13 protein-coding genes are annotated in these 23,259 nt (G+C 71.1%); 10 read left to right on the top strand and 3 right to left on the bottom strand.

From position 1 onward, the window contains the following. The first annotated feature begins 196 nt into the window (after nt 1–196). The 8 genes from NRP21_RS13405 to NRP21_RS13370 all read left to right on the top strand — a co-directional run bounded on the left by NRP21_RS13405 (nt 197) and on the right by NRP21_RS13370 (nt 19,112). Nucleotides 197–3,457: an alpha-1,4-glucan--maltose-1-phosphate maltosyltransferase gene (locus NRP21_RS13405; protein WP_257716710.1), complete on the top strand. Its 3,261-nt coding sequence runs from the start codon at nt 197–199 to the stop codon at nt 3,455–3,457. Between the two features lie 14 nt (nt 3,458–3,471). Beyond that, nucleotides 3,472–6,744 (top strand): maltose alpha-D-glucosyltransferase, encoded by a 3,273-nt coding sequence (gene treS / locus NRP21_RS13400; RefSeq protein WP_257716709.1) that lies wholly within the window; start codon nt 3,472–3,474, stop codon nt 6,742–6,744. Beyond that, the gene (gene glgB / locus NRP21_RS13395; protein ID WP_257716708.1) at nt 6,741–8,879 is read left to right on the top strand and encodes a 1,4-alpha-glucan branching protein GlgB; all 2,139 of its coding nucleotides are present in this window, start codon (nt 6,741–6,743) and stop codon (nt 8,877–8,879) included. Before treS ends, glgB begins: the two co-directional genes overlap by 4 nt. Before the next feature lie 19 nt (nt 8,880–8,898). Next, the gene (glgX, locus tag NRP21_RS13390; protein WP_257716707.1) at nt 8,899–11,010 is read left to right on the top strand and encodes a glycogen debranching protein GlgX; all 2,112 of its coding nucleotides are present in this window, start codon (nt 8,899–8,901) and stop codon (nt 11,008–11,010) included. Beyond that, nucleotides 11,007–12,764, top strand: coding sequence for a malto-oligosyltrehalose trehalohydrolase (treZ, locus tag NRP21_RS13385; protein ID WP_257716706.1), 1,758 nt, complete (start codon nt 11,007–11,009; stop codon nt 12,762–12,764). Before glgX ends, treZ begins: the two co-directional genes overlap by 4 nt. A 3-nt stretch (nt 12,765–12,767) precedes the next feature. Continuing rightward, nucleotides 12,768–14,801, top strand: coding sequence for a 4-alpha-glucanotransferase (malQ, locus tag NRP21_RS13380; RefSeq protein ID WP_257716705.1), 2,034 nt, complete (start codon nt 12,768–12,770; stop codon nt 14,799–14,801). Beyond that, complete coding sequence (gene treY / locus NRP21_RS13375) at nt 14,801–17,605, top strand: malto-oligosyltrehalose synthase (protein ID WP_257716704.1); 2,805 nt, start codon at nt 14,801–14,803, stop codon at nt 17,603–17,605. The genes malQ and treY overlap by 1 nt, the downstream gene beginning before the upstream one ends. Nucleotides 17,606–17,669: 64 nt before the next feature. Then, nucleotides 17,670–19,112: a sensor histidine kinase gene (locus NRP21_RS13370; RefSeq protein WP_257716703.1), complete on the top strand. Its 1,443-nt coding sequence runs from the start codon at nt 17,670–17,672 to the stop codon at nt 19,110–19,112. On the opposite strand, the gene NRP21_RS13365 is transcribed toward NRP21_RS13370, so the two are convergent. From NRP21_RS13365 to ubiA, 3 genes are all read right to left on the bottom strand, one after another. After that, entirely contained in the window at nt 19,083–19,502 is a 420-nt protein-coding gene (locus NRP21_RS13365) for a response regulator (protein WP_257716702.1), read from the bottom strand. The genes NRP21_RS13370 and NRP21_RS13365 overlap by 30 nt on opposite strands. Before the next feature lie 97 nt (nt 19,503–19,599). Beyond that, entirely contained in the window at nt 19,600–20,223 is a 624-nt protein-coding gene (locus NRP21_RS13360) for a class I SAM-dependent methyltransferase (RefSeq protein WP_257716701.1), read from the bottom strand. Nucleotides 20,224–20,243: 20 nt separating this feature from the next. Then, nucleotides 20,244–21,143: a 4-hydroxybenzoate octaprenyltransferase gene (ubiA, locus tag NRP21_RS13355; RefSeq protein ID WP_257716700.1), complete on the bottom strand. Its 900-nt coding sequence runs from the start codon at nt 21,141–21,143 to the stop codon at nt 20,244–20,246. Between the two features lie 29 nt (nt 21,144–21,172). On the opposite strand from ubiA, the gene NRP21_RS13350 reads away from it, so the two are divergent. Both NRP21_RS13350 and NRP21_RS13345 read left to right on the top strand, forming a co-directional pair. Further along, nucleotides 21,173–21,901 carry a 16S rRNA (uracil(1498)-N(3))-methyltransferase gene (locus NRP21_RS13350; RefSeq protein ID WP_257716699.1) on the top strand — a complete coding sequence of 243 codons (729 nt, stop codon included), beginning with the start codon at nt 21,173–21,175 and terminating at the stop codon, nt 21,899–21,901. Between the two features lie 8 nt (nt 21,902–21,909). Further along, nucleotides 21,910–23,253, top strand: a complete 1,344-nt coding sequence (locus NRP21_RS13345) for a glutamate--cysteine ligase (protein ID WP_257716698.1) — start codon at nt 21,910–21,912, stop codon at nt 23,251–23,253. The last annotated feature ends 6 nt before the right edge of the window (nt 23,254–23,259 follow it).

Genomic DNA, 23,259 nt, shown 5'->3' with positions numbered 1-23,259 from the left:
CGCGAAGGGGAGGGGACCGCCCGGGGTAGCAAACCAGGGCGGAGGGGGCGGCTGCATTAAACCTGCGTGAACGGTCGGTGTTCAGGGCGATGAAGGATCGCTCTCATCACGCCTTGTTGCGCCGCGGCAGGCTTGGTCGCGGGGCGCGGGGCTGCGATCCCCTGACTTCCGATCGACGGAGCCGGAAACGGGAACCATGACCGCCGACCACCGTTCCTCGCCGATGCGACCTCTGAGCCTTTACCACCTGAACCCGCTGCTGCTCGGCCCGCTGCCCGAGTGGAGCGGGGAGTTGGAGCGGATCGCCGCCCTTGGATTCACCGGGGTCTGCCTGCCGCCGCCCCTCGCGCCCGGCCGCTCCGGCAACCCGCTCGAGGTGGCGGACCACGACCGGCCCCACCCGATGCTGGAGGCCGGCACGGACGGCACCGCCGCCATCGCCGCCCTGGCCCGCGCCTGCCGCGCCGCCGGGCTGGACTTCTGGCTCGACCTGCTGCCCCATCACGTGGCCTCCGAGGGCGCGCTGGTGGCCGCCCATCCCGATTGGTTCGAGCATCCCGGCGCTTCCCTGCCGGATCCGCGCGCAGCGCGCACGCCGCTCGGCCTGATGCGGATGGACCTCTCGGCCGAGGGGCCGCTGGGCTTCTGGAACGCGCGGCTTCGCGACTGGGCCTCGGCCGGCGTCTCTGGCTTCCGCGCCCTGCGCCCAGGCGAGGTGCCGCAACACGCCTGGAAGCGCCTGACCGCCGCCGCGCCCGGCGCCGGCTTCATCGCCTGGACCACCGGCTTGCCCTGGCACGAGGCGGCGGCGCTGCGCGACGCGGGCTTCGGCTGGCTGGCCTCCTCCATCGCCTGGTGGAACGGGCGCGACCCCTGGCTGCTGGCGGAGCGCGAGGCGCTCGGCGCCCCGCAGGTGGGGTTCCCGGAGGTGCCCTTCGGTCCCCGCGCCGGGATGGATGAGGGAGACGAGGCCGCGCGCGCCCGTGCCGCCGCGCTGTCTCTCCGCCTCTCCGCCACGCTCTGCGAGGCGCTGCTGGTGCCGCAGGGCTTCGAGTTCGGGGCGCGCCGCCAGGCCAACCCCGCGCAGGACCGCCCGGGCGATCTGGCCTGGGCGCGGGGGAACGCGCCCTATGATCTCTCGGCCGAGATCCGGGAGGCGAACGCTACGCTTGCCCGGCTGGCGCCGCAGGCCGGGGCGGCGTTGCGCCCGCTGAGCGGGCCGGGCGCGCCGGTGCTGGCCGTGATGCGCTCCGCCGCCGACCTGCGGGCGGCGGAATCGGCTGTGCTGGTGATCGCCAACCCCGACCGCCACGCCTCCGCGACCCTGGCGCCCGAGGCGGTGCTGCCGGGCATCGGCGGCGGACCCGCGCCCTTTACCGGCGCGGATGGGGTGGAAAGCTTCGTCCCCGGCGTGCCGGTCCTGCTCTCCCCCGGCGAGGTGCGCGTGCTGGAGGCGCGGCGTGCGAAGCCCGTGATCCGCCCCGCCGCCGCCCGCCTGACGCCGGAGCAGGGCGTGGCGCTGCCGCGCATCGGGATCGAGAAGGTGACGCCGCTGGTGGATGGCGGGCGCTTCCCGGTGAAGCGCACCGTGGGCGAGGTGCTGACGGTGGAGGCCGACATCGTCGCCGACACCCACGCCACCTTCGGCGTGGCCCTGCTGTGGCGCGCCGCGGACGAGGCGGAGTGGCGCGAGACGCGCATGGCGCCGCTGGGCAACGACCGCTGGACCGCGAGCTTCCCGCTGGAGCGGATGGGCCGCTACCTCTTCGCCGTGGAGGCCTGGCTGGACGTCTATGCCGGCTACCGTGACGAACTGACGAAGAAGCACGCGGCCGGCGTGAACGTGACGGTGGAGCTGGAGGAGGGGCGGCTGCACGTCGCCCGCGCCGCCGCGCGCGACACCTCCGCGAAGGCGGCGCTGGCCACATTGGCGAAGTCGCTGGAGACGGCGGGCGAGGCGGAACGGCTGACCGCGCTGCTCGCGCCCGAGACGGCGCGGCTGATGGACGTGGCGGATGACCGCCCGCACCGCGAGCGCCAGGACCCCGAAGGCAAGATCGAGGCGGAGCGCATCCAGGCGCGCTACGCCAGCTGGTACGAGCTGTTCCCGCGCAGCCAGTCCGGCGACGAGAACCGCCACGGCACCTTCCTGGACGTGATCGGGCAGTTGCCCCGCGTGAAGGCAATGGGCTTCGACGTGCTGTACTTCACGCCGATCCACCCAATCGGGAAGAAGAACCGCAAGGGCCGCAACAACACCCTGACCCCCGGCCCGGACGACGTGGGCAGCCCCTACGCCACCGGCGCGGAGGAGGGTGGGCACGACGCCATTCACCCGCGCCTCGGCACGCTGGAGGATTTCCACCGCCTGCGCGACGCCGCGATGGAGCACGGGCTGGAACTGGCGCTGGACGTCGCCGTGCAGTGCTCCCCGGACCATCCCTGGCTGAAGGAGCATCCGGAATGGTTCGACTGGCGGCCTGACGGCACGATCAAGTATGCGGAGAACCCGCCGAAGAAGTACCAGGATATCGTGAACGTGGACTGGTACGCGGAGGGGGCGATGCCCTCCCTCTGGGTTGCCGTCCACGACATGGTGAAGTTCTGGGTGCGCCAGGGGGTGAAGACCTTCCGGGTGGACAACCCGCACACTAAGCCCTTCGCCTTCTGGGAGTGGATGATCGGCGAGATCCGGGCGGAGAACCCGGAGGTGATCTTCCTGTCGGAAGCCTTCACGCGGCCGAAGGTGATGTATCGCTTGGCGAAGGCCGGCTACAGCCAGTCCTACACCTACTTCACCTGGCGCGAGACAAAGGCGGACATGGCGGAGTACCTGACGGAGCTGTCCACCACGGCTCCGCGGGACTTCTTCCGCCCGCACTTCTTCGTCAACACGCCCGACATCAACCCCGTGCACCTGCAAACGGGCGGGCGGCCGATGCATCTGACGCGCGCGGCGCTGGCGGCGACGCTGTCCGGCCTCTGGGGCGTGTACCAGGGCTTCGAGCTCTGCGAGGCGACGCCTCTGCCGGGCAAGGAAGAGTACCTGGACAGCGAGAAGTACCAGATCCGCGCCTGGCCCGATCGCCGCCCCGGCGACATCGTGGACGAGGTGACGCGGCTGAACCTGATCCGCCGCGCGAATCCCGCGCTGCAGTCGCATCTCGGCGTGACCTTCCTGCCAGCCTTCAACGACAACATCCTGTACTACGAGAAGGCGAATGCGGACCGGTCCAACGTGGTGCTGGTTGCGGTGAGCATGGACCCCTCCCAGGTACAGGAGGCGAGCTTCGAGTTGCCGCTCTGGCGCTTCGGCCTGCCTGACAGCGCCGGGCTGGAGGTCGAGGACCTGATGAACGGCAACCGCTTCGCCTGGCACGGCAAGACGCAGCACATGCGCCTGGATCCCGCCGGCCTTCCCTTCGCCATCTGGCGCGTCCGCCCCTTCGGCGCCTGAGACGAGACAGAGACATGCCCGACGACGCAGCCCTCCCCAGCAACGACGCCCTGCCGAACCACCAGCCCGACCCGCGCGACCCGCAATGGTACCGGGACGCGGTGATCTACCAGCTGCACGTGAAGTCCTTCTTCGATTCCAACGACGACGGCGTGGGCGACTTCGCCGGGCTGATCGCGAAACTGGACTACATCGCGGAGCTGGGCGTGGACACGCTGTGGCTGCTGCCTTTCTACCCCAGCCCGCGCCGTGACGACGGCTACGACATCGCGGAGTACACCGGGGTGCACCCGGATTACGGCTCCATCGAGGACGCGAAGCGCTTTCTGGACGAGGCGCATCGCCGCGGGCTGCGCGTAATCACGGAGCTGGTCATCAACCACACCAGCGACCAGCACCCCTGGTTCCAGGCCGCGCGCAACGCGCCCGCCGGCTCGCCGGAGCGGAACTTCTACGTCTGGTCGGACACGGACCAGATCTACCAGGGCACGCGCATCATCTTCCTGGACACGGAGAAGTCCAACTGGACCTGGGACCCGGTGGCCGGCCAGTACTTCTGGCACCGCTTCTTCTCCCATCAGCCGGATCTGAACTTCGACAATCCGGAGGTGGTGGACCGGGTGCTCGGCGTGATGCGCTTCTGGCTGGATGCCGGCGTGGACGGGCTGCGGCTGGACGCCGTGCCCTACCTGATCGAGCGCGACGGCACCAACAACGAGAATCTGTCCGAGACGCACGACGTCCTGAGGCTCATCCGCGGCGAGCTGGAGCGCGGCTATGCCGGCGCCGGCAAGATGCTGCTGGCCGAGGCCAACATGTGGCCGGAGGACACGCAGCAGTATTTCGGGGAAGGCGACGAGTGCCACATGGCATTCCACTTCCCACTGATGCCGCGCATGTACATGGCGATCGCGCAGGAGGATCGCTTCCCGATCACCGACATCCTGCGCCAGACGCCCGACATCCCAGAGGGCTGCCAGTGGGCGATCTTCCTGCGGAACCATGACGAGCTGACGCTGGAGATGGTGACCGACAAGGAGCGGGACTATCTCTGGAACACCTACGCCGCCGATCGCCGCGCGCGCATCAACCTCGGCATCCGCCGCCGCCTCGCCCCGCTGCTGGAGCGCGACCGCCGCCGGATCGAGCTGATGAACGGGCTGCTGATGTCCATGCCCGGCACGCCCGTGATCTACTACGGCGACGAAATCGGCATGGGCGACAACATCTATCTCGGCGACCGCGACGGCGTTCGCACGCCGATGCAGTGGTCGCCGGACCGCAACGGCGGCTTCAGCAAGGCCGATCCGGCGGGGCTGGTGCTGCCGGCCATCCAAGACCCGCTTTACGGCTTCCAGGCCGTGAACGTGGAGGCGCAGGCGCGCGACGCGCACAGCCTGCTGAACTGGACGCGGCGGATGCTGGCCACCCGCAAGCGCAGCCAGGCCTTCGGGCGCGGCACGATGCGGCTGCTCTACCCCGGCAACCGCAAGGTGCTGGCCTACCTGCGGGAGAACGGCGACGAGGCGATCCTCTGCGTCTTCAACCTCTCCCGCTCCGCCCAGGCGGTGGAACTGGACCTCTCCGACATGGCCGGGCGGGTTCCGGTGGAGATGCTGGGCGGCACGGCCTTCCCGGCGATCGGGCAGCTAACCTATCTGCTGACGCTTCCGCCCTATGGGTTCTATTGGTTCGTCCTCGCAACCGAGCAGGCGCTGCCGCCCTGGCATGTGAAGGCACCCGAACCCTTGCCCGACCTCCGCACCATCGTCTTCCCCACCACGGCCACCGCGTTCGGCGCCGCGCAGCGCGGCGAGCTGGAGCGCGAGGTGCTGCCGGCCTGGCTGCCCAAGCGCCGCTGGTTCGCGGCCAAGGACGAGAAGCTGGAGGGCGTCTCCCTCCGTGCCATCGCCCCCATCCCCGGTGGCCAGTACACGCTGCTGGCCGAGGTGGAGGTGAAGCTGCCCGGCCGCACCGAGCGCTACTGTATGCCGCTGGCCGCCATGGGCGAGGACGAGGGCACGGGGCCGCTGGCCTATCAGCTCGCCGTCTCCCGCGTGCGGCAGGGGCGGCAGGTGGGCTACCTGACCGACGCCTTCGCCTCCGACCACTTCGTCCACCGCGTGTTGAAGGCCCTGCGCGAGGGCGCGGTGGCCGAGACCGAGGACGGGCCCGTGGTCTTCATGGGCGGCGACCGCATGGCCTCGTTGGAGCTCGGCGACGAGCCCGCCGTGCGCCGCCTGCCGGGCGAGCAGTCCAACTCCTCCATCATCGTGGGGGAGGAGGTGGTGCTGAAAATCCTCCGCAAGCTCGTGCAGGGCATCCACCCCGAGGCGGAGATGACGCGCTACCTGACCGATGCGGGCTACACCAACATCGCGCCGCTCCGGGGCGAGGTGGTCCGCAACGGGAAGGACGGCGTGCCCGTCACGCTGATGCTGCTGCAGGGCTTCGTCCGCAACCAGGGCGACGGCTGGGGCTGGACGCTGGACTGGCTGGCCCGTGCGGCCGACCAGACCCATGGCGACGAGGACGTGCTGGCCGGCTACCTGTCCTTCATCGCGGCCCTGGGCAAGCGCCTGGGCGAGTTGCACGCCGTGCTGGCCCGGCCGAGCGATGACCCAGCCTTCTCCCCGGAGGTGGCGGGCGAGGCATCCCGCACCGCCTGGGCGGAGGGCGCGATCGCGCAGCTCGACCCGGCGCTGGACCTGCTGGAGAAGGCCGCACTGGAAGGCGAGGAGAAGGCCCTGGCCGAATCCCTCCTCTCCCGGCGGGATGCGCTGCGCGACGCGGCGCGGCGGCTGGCGCAGTCCGCCGACGGCGCGCTGATGACGCGCGTGCACGGCGACTTCCACCTGGGCCAGGTGCTGGTGGCGCAGGGCGACGCGGTGATCGTGGACTTCGAGGGCGAGCCCGCGCGCACGCTGGAGGAGCGCCGCGCCAAGGGTAGCCCGCTGCGCGACGTGGCCGGGCTTCTCCGCAGCCTGGATTATGCCTCCGCCGCGGCTGCCGGCGCGCTCAGCACCGCGCCGGCCGAGCGGCGCGACGCGCTGCTGGCGCGCTTCCGCGAGGAGGCGGGCGCGGCCTTCATGGCCGCCTACCGCGCCGTGGAGGAGGAATCGCCCCGGCAGTGGGCACCGGAGGGCACGCGAGACGCGCTGCTCGACCTCTTCCTGCTTGAGAAGGCCGCCTACGAGCTGCGCTACGAGGCGGCCAACCGCCCGGCCTGGCTCTCCATCCCGCTGCGCGGCCTCGCCGCGCTGGCCGACCGACTGGTGAGCGCATGAACGACGCTTTCGACGCCATCGCGGAGGGCCGCCACGGCGACCCCTTCGCCGTGCTGGGCCGCCACGGCGGCACGGTGCGGACCTTCCAGCCCGGCGCCATCTCGGTGGAGGCGGTGCCGGAGGGTGGCTCGCCGGTTCCGCTGGGCAAGGTTCACGACCAGGGCGTGTTCGAGGGCGAGGTGCCCGGCGGCCGCTACTCCCTGCGCATCGCCTGGCCCGGCGGCGTGCAGGAGGCGGAGGACCCCTATTCCTTCGGTGCGCTGCTGGGGGAGATGGACCTCTACCTCTTCGCCGAAGGGCGGCACCGCGAGATGGGGAAGGTTTTCGGCGCGCACGCCGTTACGGTGGATGGCGTGCCGGGCGTGCGCTTCGCCGTCTGGGCGCCGAACGCGCAGCGCGTCTCCGTGGTGGGGGATTTCAACTCCTGGGACGGGCGGCGCCACCCGATGCGGCTGCGCGGCGCCACGGGGGTGTGGGAGATCTTCCTCCCGCGCCTCGGCCCGGGGGAGCGGTACAAGTACGAGATCCGGGGCGCCTATGGCGGCGTGCTGCCGCTGAAGGCCGATCCGGTCGCGGCGCAGGGCGAGCTGGCGCCTGCCACCGGATCGGTGGTGTCCGATCCCACGCCCTTCACCTGGGGCGATGCGGAGTGGATGGAGCGCCGCGAGGCGCAGCAGGCGCCGAACGCGCCGATTTCCATCTACGAGGTTCACCCCACCTCCTGGTGGCGGGCCGAGGACGGGCACGCACCGGACTGGGACGGCCTGGCCGCCCGGCTGATCCCCTATGTGAAGGGCATGGGCTTCACGCATGTGGAGCTGCTCCCGATCATGGAGCACCCCTTCGGTGGCTCCTGGGGCTACCAGCCGCTCGGCCTTTTCGCGCCCACCGCGCGCTTCGGCACGCCGGAAGGCTTCGCGCACTTCGTGAATGGCTGCCACGCGGCTGGGATCGGCGTGATCCTGGACTGGGTGCCCGCCCACTTCCCGTCCGACCCGCACGGGCTGGGGAACTTTGACGGCACGGCGCTGTACGAGCACGCCGACCCACGCGAGGGGTTCCACAAGGACTGGAACACCCTGATCTACAATTTCGGCCGCAACGAGGTGCGCGGCTTCCTCATCGCCTCCGCGATGCACTGGCTGGAGCATTTCCACGTCGATGGACTGCGCGTGGATGCCGTGGCCTCCATGCTCTACCGCGACTACTCCCGCAATGCCGGGGAATGGATCCCCAACCGCTACGGCGGACGGGAGAACCTGGAGGCGGTGGACTTCCTCAAGGAGCTGAACGAAACGGTTCGCGCCCGCTGCCCCGGCGCGATCATGGTGGCGGAGGAGAGCACGGCGTGGCCGGGCGTCTCCGCCCCTGTCAGCGAGGGCGGGCTGGGCTTCCACTACAAGTGGAACATGGGCTGGATGCACGACACCCTGCACTACATGCAGGAGGATCCGGTCAACCGCCGCTGGCACCACGGCCAGATGACCTTCGGCCTCGTCTACGCCTTCTCCGAGCGCTTCATGCTGCCGCTCTCCCACGACGAGGTGGTGCACGGGAAGGGGTCGCTGCTCGGCAAGATGCCCGGTGACGACTGGCAGAAGCGGGCCAATCTGCGCGCCTATTTCGGCTTCATGTGGACGCATCCCGGCAAGAAGCTGCTCTTCATGGGCGGCGAGATCGCGCAGCCCACGGAGTGGAACCACGACTCCCAACTGCCCTGGCACCTGCTGGACGACCCGCGCCACCGCGGCGTGCAGGCGCTGGTGCGGGACCTGAACCGCGCCTATCGCGAGCTTCCCGCGCTGCACCGCCGTGATGCCGATCCTGCCGGCTTCTCCTGGGTGATCGGGGATGACCAGGGCAACAGCGTCTACGCCTTCCTCCGGTACGAGGAAGGGGCGGCGCCGGTGCTGGTGGTCTGCAATCTCACCCCCGTGCCGCGCGACGGCTACCGGATCGGTGTGCCGCGGGGCGGCTGGTGGCGGGAGGTGCTGAACACGGACGCCGGCGAGTACGGCGGCTCCAACCTCGGCAACGGGGGCGGGGTGGATGCCGGGGGTGAGCCGGCCCATGGCCATCCGGCCTCCCTGGTCTTGACCCTGCCGCCTCTCTCCACCCTCATCCTCTCGCCATAGGAGAGAGAGCGGAGAGCCGATGCCCAACACCCCCGACCGCCTGGAAGCTGGAAAGCCCTATCCGCTAGGGGCCAACTGGGATGGGTTGGGGGTGAACTTCGCCGTCTTCTCCGCGCATGCGGAGCGGATCGAGCTCTGCGTCTTCAACGCGAACGGCCGGCGGGAGGTGGCGCGCTACGACCTGCCGGAGTGCACGGACGAGGTGTGGCACGGCTACCTGCCCGATGCGGGGCCGGGCACCGTCTACGCCTACCGCGCCCATGGCCCTTACGACCCCAACCGGGGCCACCGGTTCAACCCCACCAAGCTGCTGCTGGACCCCTACGCAAAGCAGCTCACCGGCAACATCACGTGGTCGGATGCCCTTTTTGGATACCGCGTCGGCGGTCCTCGCGCGGACCTGACGATCGATCGCCGCGACAGCGCCGCCGCCATGCCGAAGGGTGTGGTCGTGGACGACCGGGCCTTCGAGTGGGGCCAGGACCGCCCGCTGGAGAATCCCTGGACCACGACCGTGATCTACGAGGCCCATCTGAAGGGGCTGACGATGCTGAAGGAGGAGGTGCCCGGCCCGGTGCGCGGGACCTTCCAGGCGCTGGGGCATCCTTCCGTCATCGACCACCTGGTGAAGATCGGCGTCACGGCGGTGGAGCTGCTGCCCGTGCACGCCTTTCTGCAGGACCGCTTCCTGGTGGAGAAGGGGCTGACGAACTATTGGGGCTACTCCACCCTTTCCTTCTTCGCGCCCGAGCCCGCCTATCTCGCCACGGGGCAGCTGAACGAGTTGCGCGCCGCCGTGCGCCGCCTGCACGAGGCCGGGATCGAGGTATTCCTCGACGTGGTGTACAACCACACCTGCGAGGGATCGGAGATGGGTCCCACCCTCTCCTGGCGCGGGTTGGACAACGCCTCCTACTACCGGCTGCTGCCGGATAACCCACGTCATTGCATCAACGACACCGGCACCGGCAATACGGTGAACATGTCGCACCCGCGCGTGGTCCAGATGGTCATGGACAGCCTGCGGTACTGGGTGGAGGGCTTCCACGTTGACGGCTTCCGCTTCGACCTGGGTAGCGTGCTGGGGCGCGAGGACACTGGTTTCGATCCTGGCGCGGGCTTCTTCGACGCGCTGCGGCAGGACCCCGTCCTCTCCCGCGCGAAGCTCATCTCCGAGCCCTGGGACATCGGGCCGGGCGGCTACCAGCTGGGCAACCACCCGCCGGGCTTCGCCGAGTGGAACGACAAGTTCCGCGACGGCGTGCGCCGCTTCTGGAAGGGCGACGAGGGGCTGCGCCCCGACCTCGCCGCACGTCTCACCGGCTCCGCCGAGTTGTTCGACCGCCGCATGCGCCGCCCCTGGGCGAGCGTGAACTACGCCGCATCCCATGACGGCTTCACGCTGCACGACGTCGTCTCCTACGATCACAAGCACAATACGGCCAATGGCGAGAACAACCGCGATGGCCATGGCGAGAACCACGGCCACAACTGGGGCGTGGAGGGCGAGACGGACGCCGCGGAGGTCAATGAGACCCGCGCGCGGCTGAAGCGAGCCCTGTTGGCGACCGTCCTCTTCTCCGCCGGCACGCCGATGCTCCTGGCGGGCGACGAGATGGACCGCACCCAGGGCGGCAACAACAACGCTTACTGCCAGGACAACGAGACCTCCTGGGTGGATTGGAAGCGCGCGGCCGGGAGTTCCGCGCAATCCCTCATCCGCTACACCGCGCGCCTGATCCGGCTGCGCCGCCGCCTGCTGCCGCTGCGCCCCCCGCGTTTTCCGCACGGCCAGTCGCAACCCATGCCCGGCCTGGCCGATACGGAGTGGTTCGGACAGGACGGTCAGCCCATGACGCCGGAGGCCTGGCGGGATCCCATCGCCAAGACCTTCGCCATGCTGCGCGCCGACATCGAGCCGGCGGGGGGAGTGGAGACGGTGCTGCTGATGATGAACGCGGACAGCGCCGACCAGCCCTTCACCCTGCCGCCCTCGGTGCAGAACTGGACGATGGTTCTGGACAGCGCCGATCCCGAGGCGGAGGAGCGCATGCTGGAGGAGGACGAGACGGTGGTCACGGTGGGCGCGCGCTCGGTGGTTCTGCTCTGGAGCCGGTTGGACCCGGCATGACGAACCTTTGGGGGCCGGTGATCCACGAGGCCGGCGCGACCTTCCGCCTCTGGGCGCCCTCCAGCGACAAGGTCGCGCTGGAGGTTGAAGGGATGGAGCCCATCCCGATGCAGGCGCGGGGCGATGGCTGGTTCACCGCCGACGCGCCGGCCCGCCCCGGCGCGACCTACGCCTTCCGTACCTCGCCGGACCTGGCGGTGCCGGATCCCGCCGCGCGCGCTGCGGGCCCAGGCGGCGTTCACGGCCCCTCCGTGCTGGTGGACCACGCCGCCTATCCCTGGAAGGATGGCGCCTGGCGCGGCCGCCCCTGGCACGAGACGGTGCTTTACGAGCTGCATGCCGGGGCCTGCGGCGGCTACAACGGCGTGCGCGCCCTGCTGCCCCGCCTGCGCGACCTGGGCGTGACGGCGGTGGAGCTGATGCCGCTGGCCGCTTTCCCCGGCGGCCGCAACTGGGGCTACGACGGCGTGCAGCCCTTCGCCCCGGACTCCTCCTACGGCACGCCCGACGAGCTGAAGGCGCTGGTGGAGGAGGCGCACGCGCTCGGCCTCTCCGTCTTCGTCGATTGCGTCTTCAACCATTTCGGGCCGGATGGCGCCTACATCCACGCCTACGCCAAGCCCTTCTTTGACGAGGGCATCCACACGCCCTGGGGTGCGGCGATCGACTTCAAGAAGCCGGAGGTGCGCGCCTTCTTCGAGGAGTGCGCGCTGATGTGGCTGCGCGACTACCACATGGACGGGCTGCGGCTGGACGCGGTGCACGCCATCGCCGACCAGCCCTGGCTGGACGTGCTGGCCCGCCGCATCCGGGCCGAGATCACGGGGCGGGAGGTCCATCTCGTCCTGGAGAACGAGGGCAACACCGCCTCCAAGCTCACTCCCGGCCTCTACGACGCGCAGTGGAACGACGACGGCCACAACGTGCTGCACCCGCTGCTGACGGGCGAGCGCGAGGGCTACTACGAGGACTTCGCGGATGACGGCGCGAAGAAGCTGGCCCGCGTGCTGGGGGAGGGCTTCGTCTTCCAGGGTGAGGAGATGCCGCACCTGCACCGCCCGCGCGGCGAGCCCTCCGCCCACCTGCCGCCCACCGCCTTCGTGCTGTTCCTGCAGAACCACGATCAGGTGGGCAATCGCGCCATGGGCGAGCGGCTCCCGGCCCTGGCCGACCCGGCCTCGCTGCGCGCCGCGGCGGCGCTGCTGCTTCTCTCCCCGCAGATTCCCATGCTCTTCATGGGCGAGGAATGGGGTGCGACCGCGCCCTTCCTCTTCTTCACGGGCTTCGAGGACCCGAAGCTGGCCGAGGCGGTGAAGGAGGGGCGGCGCAAGGAGTTTGCCCACTTCAAGGCCTTCCAGGACGAGGCCGCCCGCGCCCGCATCCCCGACCCGAACGACCCGAAGACTTTCGAGACCTCCCGCCCCGACTTCGCAGAGGCGGAGCGGGCGCCGCACGACGCCGTGCTGGCCCACCACAAGGCCCTGCTGGCCCTGCGCCACGCCGAGATCATCCCCCGCCTGAAGGGTGCCATGGCGGAGGGTGCAGAGGCGATCGGCCCCGCCGCCGTGCTGGCCCGCTGGCGCATGGGCGACGGCACGCGCCTGACGATTGCGGTGAATTTGGGCGGTGATCCGGTGGCGGCGAAGGCTTCCGGCGGGCGTACCGTTTTCGAGGGCAACCCGGGCGACGCCGCCGCGCTTTCCGGCGGCACGCTGCCACCGCGCACCACCATCGCCCTGCTGGACACCGCCTGAACCATGAGCGACGACGACCTCCGCGACCTCGCCCGGGAAGCCGGCATCGCCGCGCAGTGGCGCGACGTTCACGGCAAAGACCACGAGGTGGAACCGGGGGCGATGCGGGCCATCCTGGCCGCGCTGGAGATGCCGGCCGACAGCGCCTCCGCCATCCGCGAGAGCCGGGAGAAGCTGGCGGCGGAACGGCGCGGCCTGCCGCCGCTCTGCACCGCCATCCAGGACCGCCCGATCCTGCTCGGCCTGCCCGGCGAGCCCGAGTTCCGTCTGACCCTGGAGAGCGGCGAGGTGCGCCAGGGCCGCGCCTGGCAGCAGGACGGGCTCCTTACCCTCCCGGCGGTGCATGAGGCCGGCTACCACCGCCTGCGGATCGGCGATCACGAGACGACCCTCGCCGTCTGCCCGCAGCGCTGCCACGGCATCGCGCCGGGTACGCGGCCCTGGGGCCTGGCCGCGCAGCTCTACTCCCCGCGCCGCCGCGGCGACGCCGGGATAGGCGACTTCACCGGCCTCGCGCAGCTCGCCACCTCCGCCGCGCGGCACGGGGCGGATGCCATCGCCATCTCGCCGGTCCACGCGCAGTTCTCCGCCGATCCCGAGCGCTTCTCGCCCTACGCGCCTTCCTCGCGCCTGTTCCTGAACGTGCTGCACGCCGATCCCGCCGCGCTGGGCGAGGAATCGTTGCGCGCGGCGCTGGCGGAGACGCGGCTGGCGGAGGAGTTCGCGCGGCTGGAGTCCCTGGAGCTGGTGGACTGGCCTGCCGCCACCCGCCTGCGCCTGGCCCTGTTCCGCGAGATCTTCAACCGCTTCCCCGGCGACCCCGCCTTCGACCGCTTCCGCGCGGAGGGCGGCGAGGCGCTGGAAAGCCACGCGCGCTTCGAGGCGCTGCATGCCCACCTCTACGGCCGCGACCCCGCGCTGTGGCACTGGAAGGACTGGCCGTCGGACTACGCCAATCCCAACGCCCCCGGCGTTGCGCGCTTCGCGGAGGAGCACGGGCGGGAAGTGGCGTTCCACGCCTTCCTGCAATGGATCGCCGATCGCGGCCTCGGTGATGCGCAGGCGGCCTTCAAGTCGGCGGGCGCGAAGATCGGCCTCATCGCCGACCTCGCCGTGGGCACGGATGGCGGCGGCAGCCATGGCTGGTCGCGCCAGGGGCAGATCCTGCAAGGCGTGAACGTCGGCGCGCCGCCCGACATCTTCTCGCCCCTCGGCCAGTCCTGGGGCATCGCCGCCTTCTCGCCCAAGGGATTGCGCGACAACGCCTACGGCGCGTTCCTGGAGATGTTGCGCGCTGCCATGCGCCACGCGGGCGGCGTGCGGATCGACCACGTGATGGGCCTCGCCCGCCTCTGGCTTGTGCCGAACGGGCAGCCCGCGACAGAGGGCGCGTACCTGCACTTTCCCGTGGACGACATGCTGCGCCTCGTCGCGCTGGAATCGCAGCGCCACAAGGCGATCGTGGTGGGCGAGGACCTCGGCACCTTGCCGGAGGGCTTCCGCGAGCGGCTGGACAGCGCCGGGCTGATGGGCCTGCGCGTCCTCTACTTCGAGCAGCGCGAGGACAAGACCTTCGTCCCGCCCGCCCAGTGGTCACCCGTGGCCGTGGCCGTCACCACCACGCACGACCTGCCCACTGTCGCCGGCTGGTGGAAGGGCAGGGACATCGCGTGGCGCGCCGGGCTCGGCCTGTTCGGCGAGGGCAAGGACGGCAGCGAGCAGCGCCAGGAGCGCCTGCTGGACCGCGCCCGCCTCTGGCAGGCCATGCGGGAGAACGGCATGGCGGAGGGCGACATGCCGGACGCCGACGAAGGCGGGAAGATCGCCACGATCGCCGCGCGGCAGGTCGCCTCGGCCGCCTGCGCCCTGGCCTTGCTGCCGCTGGAGGACGCGCTTGCGCTGGAAGAGGCGCCGAACCTGCCCGGCACCACCGGCGCCCATCCCAACTGGCGCCGCCGCCTGCCCGGCGAGGCCGCGACGCTGCTGGACGAGCCCGAGACCGCCGCCCGCCTGAACGCCTTCGCGAAAGCCCGCTGATGACCGCCCCAATGACGCCGCGCGCCACCGCGCGCCTGCAGTTCCACAAGGACTTTCCGATCGACGCGGCGGTGCCCCTGGTGCCGTACTTCGCGAAGCTCGGGATCAGCCACCTCTACGCCTCGCCCCTGCTGAAGGCCCGGCCGGGCTCCACCCACGGCTACGACATCGTGGACCCCGACCGGATCAACCCGGAGCTGGGCGGGGAGGAGGCGCTGGAGCGGCTCGTGGCGGCGCTGCGCGCGCACGACATGGGGCTGATCCTGGACATCGTGCCCAACCACATGGGCGTGGGCGGCGCGGACAACGGCTGGTGGCTGGACGTGCTGGAATGGGGGCCGCAATCCCCCTTCGCCCGCTTCTTCGACATCGACTGGAACCCGCCCGACCCGGCGCTGAACAACCGGATGCTCGCGCCCTTCCTCGGCGCACCCTACGGCACGGTGCTGGAATCCGGCGACCTCGCGCTGCATTTCGAGCCCGAGAGCGGCAAGATTTACGCCGAATACTTCGAGCACCGCTTCCCGCTGGCGCCGCGCAGCTACGCGGTGCTGCTCTCCGCGACCGACGAGCCGCAGCTTGCCGGCCTCGCCCAGGTCTTCCGCGCGCTGGCAGTGGAGGGCGAGCCGGAGGCCATCCGCGCCGCCGCGGGCCTCGCTCTCGACATGCTGCGCCACCACGCCGAGACGCCGGAAGGCCGCGCGCAGGTGGATGCGGTGATCGCGGCGCACGACCCGAAGGACGAGGCCGGCCGAGCCCGCCTGCACGCCCTGCTGGAAGTGCAGAACTACCGCCTGGCCTGGTGGCGCGCCGCGACGGACGAGATCAACTGGCGCCGCTTCTTCGACGTCACCTCCCTCGGTGGGCTGCAGCAGGAGCGGCCGCAGGTCTTCGAGGCGACGCACCGCCTGATTCTGAAGCTCTACGCCGATGGCCTGATCGACGGCGTGCGCGTGGACCACGTGGATGGCATGGCTGACCCGCGCGGCTATTGCCGCAAGCTGCGCCGCCGGCTGGAGGCGCTGACGCCGCGCCGCCCGGCCGAGGCGCCGAAGGGCCACCCGCTGCTGCTGATTGAGAAGATCCTCGCCCCGCACGAGAAGCTGCGCCTGGACTGGATGGTGGACGGCACCACCGGCTACAACTTCATGGACGAGGTCTCGGGCGTGCTGCACGACCCGGCGGGCGCCGAGCCGCTGGCCGCCACCTGGCACGCCATGACCGGCCGCCCCGCCGATTTCGGCGAGGAGGCGCGCGAGGCCCGGCGCCAGATCCTGCGCTACAACCTGGCTTCCGAGCTGAACGCCACCTCCTTCGCGCTGCGCCGCATCGCCATGCGCGACCTCTCCACGCGCGACTTCACGCTGACCGGCATCCGCCGCGCGCTGACGGAGGTGCTGGTGCACTTCCCGGCCTACCGCTCCTATCTCGGCATCGCCGGGCGCAGCGAGGCGGACCGGAAATTGCTGGACTGGGCCATTGCCGGCGCCCGCCGCACGATCCGCGAAACCGACCGGCCGCTGCTGGACCTTCTGGATTCCTGGCTCGGCGGCGACCCGCCGCGCACGCTGCCGCACGGCCAGCGGCGCGAGCGGCAGCGCGCGGCGATCCGCTTCCAGCAGCTCTCCGCTCCCGTCGCCGCGAAGTCCGTGGAGGACACGGCCTTCTACCGCTACGGCCGCCTCATCTCCCGCAACGAGGTGGGCTCCGAGCCCTCGCACTTCGCCGAGACCCCGGCCGCCTTCCACTCGGATTGCCGGGATCGCGCGAAGTACTTCCCGAACGAGCTGCTGGCCACCGCGACCCACGACCACAAGCGCGGCGAGGACACGCGCGCGCGCCTCGCCGTCATCTCCGAGATGCCGGAGGAGTGGGCGGCCACCCTCACGCGCTGGACACGGCTGAATTCCGTGCTGAAGAAGGAGGTGGACGGCGAGCCCGCGCCGGACGCCACCGACGAGATCATGCTCTACCAGTCGCTCATAGGAGCTTGGCCGCTGGATCTGGATCCGGCCGATGACGAGGGGCTCGACGCCCTGGTGAAGCGCCTCGCCGCCTGGCAGGAGAAGGCGTTGCGCGAGGGCAAGCGGCGCTCCGAATGGGCGGTGCCGAACGAGCCCTACGAGGCCGCCTGCCGCGACTTCCTGACGGCCATGCTGGCGAAGGACCGCCCCTCCCGCTTGCGGGAGGAGGTAGCGGCGCTGGTGGGCCGCATCGCCCCGGCCGGTGCCTCGAACAGCCTGGCGCAGACCCTCATCCGCTGCACCTCCCCGGGCATCCCGGACCTCTATCAGGGCACGGAGTTCTGGGACTTCTCCCTCGTGGACCCGGACAATCGCCGCCCCGTGGACTTCCCCGCGCGGAAAGCGGCGCTCGAGGCCGGCGAGGCGCCCGCCGCCCTGCTGCCGCATTGGCAGGACGGCCGGGTGAAGGCCGCCCTGCTCGCCCGCGCCTTGTCCCTCCGTGCCCGTCAGCCGGAGCTCTTCGCGAAGGGCGATTACATCCCCGTGGAGGCGGAGGGAGAGAGGGCGGCGCACGTCCTTGCCTTCGCCCGCCGCCACGGTGACGCGGCCAGCCTCACCGTCGTCACCCGCCTGCCCTCGCGCCTGCTGGGGGAAGGGGGCCTGCCCCTGGTCCCTTCCGAGGCCTGGGGCGACACCGCCCTGCGCCTGCCCCTCGCCCTGGCCGGGCTCCAATGGCGCGACGCGCTGGGAGGGGAGGGCCATCCTGCCGGGGAGGCCCTTCCCCTGGGTCGCATCCTGGCCGACCTGCCCGTAGCCCTTCTGGAATCCACTCCCAAATAGCCCGTGTGATGCCAAAGTGCCCCGCCGGCGCTAGGATGGCGACTTATCGCGCCGGGACATCGTCTTGACCGCTGATCCTGCCTCCTTGCTCGGCGACCACTCCCCCAGGAGCTGGGCCGAGGAGCGTCTTGCCCTCGCCCTGGAGGCCTCGGGCATTGCCGGGGCCTGGGACTGGGATGCGGAGACGGACCTGATCCACGGCGACGCCCGGGCCTGCGCCCTGCACGGCATGGATCCCGCCCTGGGCCGGCGCGGTGCGCCCGGGCCGGATCTCCTCGTCCATGTCGTGCCGGAGGACCGGCCGGCCCTGGACCGGGCGCTGGCCTCCGCCCTGGCCGGCCGCACGCCGCTGAACATCGCCTATCGCACCTGGCCACCCGGCGGGGACGTCACCTGGGTGCAGCTGCGCGGCCGCGTGCTGCGAGACGGCAGGGGCACGGCCACCCGCCTGGCCGGGGTGGCGCTGGACATCTCCGACCAGAAGGACATCGAGGCGGCCCTGCGGGAGAGCGAGGCCCGCTTCCGCGCGATCGCCGAGACCATGCCCCAGGCCGTCTGGTCCACCACGCCGGACGGGCGGGCAGATTATTTCAATAGCCGCTGGTACGAGGTGACGGGCGCGCGGCTCGGCACCTCCGATGCCCAGGGTTGGCTGGAATTCGTCCATCCCGACGACCGGCCCCTGGCGGAGGAGCGCTGGCTCCGCGCCATCGAGACCGGCGATCTCTACGAGGTCGAGTACCGGCTGCGGATGGCCGATGGGGTCTGGCGCTGGTTCCTTACCCGCGGCCTGCCCGTGCGGAACGCGCGGGGCCGCATCACCCGCTGGTTCGGCACCTGCACTGATATCCACGACATCCGCTCCGCCGCCGAGGAGCGGGAGGTGCTGAGCCACGAGCTCAGCCACCGGATCAAGAACATCTTCTCCGTGATCACCTCCCTCATCTCCCTCTCGGCCCGGGGCTATCCGGAAGCGGGCGACTTCGCCGCCGACCTGCGCGGGCGCATCAACGCCCTGGCCCGCGCCCACGAGTTTGCCCGGCCCCACAGCCAGGCCAGCCAGCCCACTCCACACGGGCACACGCTTTTCGGCTTCCTGAAGGAGATCCTGTCCCCCTACGACCCAACCCCGGGCGAGGTGCCGCGGATCGGCATCGAAGGGCAGGACCGGCACTTCGACGACACGGCGGCCACGCCGCTGGCGCTGTTCTTCCACGAACTGGCGACAAACGCCGCGAAGTACGGCGCCCTCTCCGTGCCTACGGGGCGGGTGACGATCCTGGTGGAAGCGGACGAGACAGGCATCCTGCTCCGCTGGCGCGAGAGGGATGGACCCGTCGTGGAAGGCCCGCCGGAACGGGAGGGCTTCGGGACACGCCTGGCGGTGGTCAGCGTCCAGGGCCAGCTCGGCGGGCGCATCACCCGCCAGTGGCTGCCCGAAGGGCTGGAGCTGGAGGCCCGCCTGCCGGCCGGCGCGCTAGATCGCCGGCGCGGCGCCCGCCAGTAGCCGCATCTCCGTGGGGGGCAGGGCGGCCCGCCCCTCGCGCAGGGAGACGGCGAAGCGCAGGGCCTGGTCCAACGACTTCTCGGTGTAGGGCTTGGGCAGGATGCCGACTGGGCCGTGCACGCCCGGGCCGATCTGCTGGGGATTGGCGGTCAGGTAAATCACCGTGGCGCCGTAGGCGCGCGCCAGCGTCTCGCCCAGGCCCGGGCCGGTCGGGCCGTCCCGCAGGTTCAGGTCGACCAGGGCCAAGTCCACGCCGTCCTGCGCCGCCGCCAGTGCCTCGACGGAATCGGCCGCCGTGGCGATGACCTCGTGCCCCATCGCCTCCATGGAGTAGGCAAGGTCGAGAGCGATAAGGGCCTCGTCCTCGACGATCAGCGCGCGCAGGGACATGAAAGCTCAATCCAATTGAAACGCGGTGTGAAGAACCGGCCGGAGAGATCGGGGTTTCGGGCCTCGTATCGATTTGCTGCCCGGCGCGTGACGCATGTCACGGTAGTACCCGGAACAGGGTTACAACCCGCTCCTCCCGGTCCTCCAGCTCCCGCGTGACCGGCACGGCGTAGCGCGCCACCTCGCGAAGACCGGCCCCCGGCAGGTACGCCCGGCCAGGATCGGCCAGGATCACGGCCGCCCCCTCCGCCGCCAGCCGGCGCAGCCAGGGCAGGATGTGGTTCGTCATCGGCGCCTCGTAGCAGACATCGCCCGCGAGAATTGTATCCCAGCGGCAGGGGCTGCCGACAACATCCCCCGGCGCCTCCACCACCGTGACGCCGTTCAACCTTGCGTTGAGGCGGGTGGCGGCATGAGCCAGCGGATCGATCTCGGCCGCCTCCGCCATCGCCGCCCCGGCCCGCGCGGCGGCGATGGCGGCCAGCCCGCCGCCGGCGGCGAAGTCCAGCACCCGCTTCCCCGCCACCAGCCCGGGCTCGTCCAGCACCCACCGGGCCAGGGCCTGGCTTCCGGGCCAGGCGAAGGCCCAGAAGGGCGGCTCGATCCCCTGCTCGCCCAGCCAGGCTTCGGTGGCCTGCCAGATCGGGGTGATCTCGGTGGCCAGGTGAAGGGGGATCTCCGGCACCAGCGGCGGGCGGGCGATGGCCGTATGGGCGGCCACGAAGGCCTCCGGGTCGCCTTTCACAGCCGGCCCAGCAGGAAGGCCAGCACCACGAGCAGGCCGGCGTCCCGGTTGGACTTGAACAGCCGCAGGCAGAGCCCGGGATCGTTGATGTCCAGCCGCCGCACCTGCCAGGAGAAATGGGCGGCCGGCAGCAGCAGCCCCGCGAGGAAGAGAGGGTGCAGCCCCGCCGCCAGCCCGGCCGCGGCCAGCATGACGACGCAGAGGGCGAAGGTCATGCCGAGGAAGGGCGCCGTCCGCGTGCCGAGCGTGAGGGCGGAGGAGCGGATGCCCACCAGTGCGTCGTCCTCGCGGTCCTGGTGGGCGTAGATCGTGTCGTAGGCCAGGGTCCAGAAGAAGGCGGCGACCCAGAGCAGGAAGGCGGGTGTGGCGAAGTGCCCGGTTGCGGCCAGCCAGCCCGTCGGCGCCGCCCAGGTAAAGACGAAGCCGAGCATCGCCTGCGGCCAGTTCGTGACGCGCTTCGCGAGCGGGTACAGGACGATAGGGACGAGCGAGGCGGCGCCGAAGAGGATTGCGGGCAGGGGCAGCTGCACCAGGATCGCCAATCCGACCAGCATCAGCCCCATGAGGAAGGCCAGGGCCTGCCGGGGGGAGACGGCGCCGGAGGCCAGCGGCCGCCCCCGCGTGCGCTCCACCTGCCGGTCCAGATCGCGGTCCCACAGGTCGTTCACCACGCAGCCCGCGCCGCGCATCACCACCGCGCCGACGCCGAACAGGAAGGCCAGCCACAACCCCTGCCCCCAGGTGGGGGCAGCGATGGCGAAGGCCCAGGGGCCGGGCAGGTAGAGCAGCCAGGAGCCGATCGGCCGGTCCAGCCGCATCAGCAGCGCGTAGGGCACCCAGGATACGGGCAGCCAGGCGGGGAGGCCTTCGCGGCGGATATCGGTGTAAGGAGCCACGCCTGCCCCCTTCCGACGGATTAGAGCCCTTGTCCATCCCGCGCCTTTTCACCGAGCACGACCTGCAGGAAGGCCAGGCCATTCCGGCCGCCCCCGGCCAGGGCCGCTACCTCGGATCGGTGATGCGGAAGGCGGTGGGCGACGAGGTGGTCCTGTTCAACGGGCGGGACGGGGAGTGGCGCGCCCGCATCGCCGCCATCCGCAAGGACGACGCCAGCCTGATGCCGGAAACCTCGCTGCGCCCCCAGCCGCCCGCCGCCGGTCCCACCCTGCTCGTGGCCGCCCTGAAGCGGGAGGCGATGGAGTGGGTGGTGGAGAAGGCCACCGAGCTCGGCGCCCGGGCCATCCGCCCTGTCCTCACCGCCCGCTCCGTGCCGGACCGGGTGAACCGCGCCCGCCTCGCCCTCATCGCCCGGGAGGCGGCGGAGCAGTGCGAGCGGCTGGACGTACCCGACCTGCCCGAGGCCCAGCCCCTGCACGCCGTGCTGGATTCCTGGGACGGAACCCCCCTGATCGTGGCCGCCGAGCGCCGCGGCGCCGCCCCCCTGGCGGCCTGCGTGACCGCGCCGGACCCCGCCATCCTCGTCGGGCCCGAGGGGGGCTTCACGGGACCGGAACTTGACGCCTTGGCAGGTCGTCCCTTTGTTGCACTGGCCAGCCTCGGCCCCCGAATCCTACGGGCGGAGACGGCGGCGGTCTCGGCGCTCGCTGTGGTGCAGGCGATCCGCGGCGATTGGGCCCACCACGGGGACGAGTAGAAGAACACATGTCCAATCCTGGGGAGGCCGACCTCACGCCCATCCAGTCCGCGCGCGACCTTGCGGGCTGGTTCGCCGCCGGCAGCAAGCCGCGCGACGCCTGGCGCGTGGGGACCGAGCACGAGAAGATCGGCTTCCGGAAGGAGGGCTTCCTGCCCCCCGCCTACGAGCCCAACGGCATCGCCGCCCTGCTGGAAGGCCTTGCAGGGAAAGGCTGGGAGCGGATCGAGGACAACGGCAAGCTCATCGGCCTGAAGCGCGGCGAGGCGAGCGTGAGCCTTGAGCCCGGCGGGCAGTTCGAGCTCTCCGGCGCGCCCGTCTCCACGGTAATCGAGACCGAGACAGAGCTGGAGGACCATCTGCGCGACCTGCGCGAGGTGGCGGAACCCCTGGGCATCGGCTTCGCCGGCCTTGGCTTCCACCCGCTGGCCACTCGGGAGGCCATGCCGTGGATGCCCAAGACCCGCTACGCCATCATGCGAAACTACATGCCGCGGGTGGGCGACATGGGGCTGGACATGATGCTCCGTACCGCGACGGTCCAGACGAACCTCGATTTCGGGGACGAGGCGGACATGGTGGAGAAGCTCCGCATTTCCCTCGCGCTCCAGCCCCTCGCCACCGCCCTTTTCGCCAATTCCCCCTTCCGGGAGGGAGAGCCGACAGAGTATCGCACCTTGCGCGGCCTGGTCTGGACCCGCACGGACCCGGATCGCACGGGCATTCCCCCCGTGGTATTCGAGGACGGCTTCGGCTTCGAGCGCTTCGCGGACTGGGTGCTGGACGTGCCCATGTACTTCATCATGCGCGACGGCCGCTTCGTGGACGCCACGGGCTGCACCTTCCGCCAGTTCATGGAGAAGGGCCTTCGGTCCGACCCCTCCATCCGCGCCACCATGGGCGACTGGGCGGATCACGTGACCACCGTCTTCACCGATGTCCGCCTCAAGCGCTTCCTGGAGATGCGCGGCTCCGACATGGGCTCCGCCGCCATGGTCTGCGCCCTGCCGGCCTTCTGGGTGGGCCTGCTCTACGACGATGCCGCGCAGAAGGCCGCGGCCGCACTGGTGCGGGACTGGTCGGTGGCGCAGATGCACGCGCTGCGGGCAGACGTGCCGCGCCGCGCGCTGGACTCCGTGATCAACGACGTGCCGCTCCGCGATGTGGCGCAGGCGGTGCTGGCCATCGCTCGGGACGGGCTGCGCGCCCGCGGCCACGGGGAGGAGCGCTTCCTGGCGCCGCTGGAGCGCATCGTCTCCTCCGGCGAGACCCAGGCGGACCACTGGCTGCGCCGCAACGCCGGGGAGTGGGGCGGGGACGTCTCCAAGGTGTTCGGCGAAGCGGCGCTCTGATTTTGA

It is taken from the genome of Roseomonas populi (assembly GCF_024594815.1).
GTDB classification, from domain to species: Bacteria; Pseudomonadota; Alphaproteobacteria; order Acetobacterales; family Acetobacteraceae; genus Roseomonas; species Roseomonas populi.
This window is presented reverse-complemented; position numbering and strand designations above follow the sequence as displayed.

Bases quoted from the DNA above. Each gene is read 5' to 3' on its own strand.
- glgX (WP_257716707.1), top strand. From the start codon at position 8,899: ATGCCCAACACCCCCGACCGCCTGGAAGCTGGAAAGCCCTATCCGCTA.
- glgB (WP_257716708.1), top strand. From the start codon at position 6,741: ATGAACGACGCTTTCGACGCCATCGCGGAGGGCCGCCACGGCGACCCC.
- NRP21_RS13405 (WP_257716710.1), top strand. From the start codon at position 197: ATGACCGCCGACCACCGTTCCTCGCCGATGCGACCTCTGAGCCTTTAC.
- malQ (WP_257716705.1), top strand. From the start codon at position 12,768: ATGAGCGACGACGACCTCCGCGACCTCGCCCGGGAAGCCGGCATCGCC.
- NRP21_RS13365 (WP_257716702.1), bottom strand. From the start codon at position 19,502: ATGTCCCTGCGCGCGCTGATCGTCGAGGACGAGGCCCTTATCGCTCTC.
- treY (WP_257716704.1), top strand. From the start codon at position 14,801: ATGACCGCCCCAATGACGCCGCGCGCCACCGCGCGCCTGCAGTTCCAC.
- treS (WP_257716709.1), top strand. From the start codon at position 3,472: ATGCCCGACGACGCAGCCCTCCCCAGCAACGACGCCCTGCCGAACCAC.
- NRP21_RS13345 (WP_257716698.1), top strand. From the start codon at position 21,910: ATGTCCAATCCTGGGGAGGCCGACCTCACGCCCATCCAGTCCGCGCGC.
- treZ (WP_257716706.1), top strand. From the start codon at position 11,007: ATGACGAACCTTTGGGGGCCGGTGATCCACGAGGCCGGCGCGACCTTC.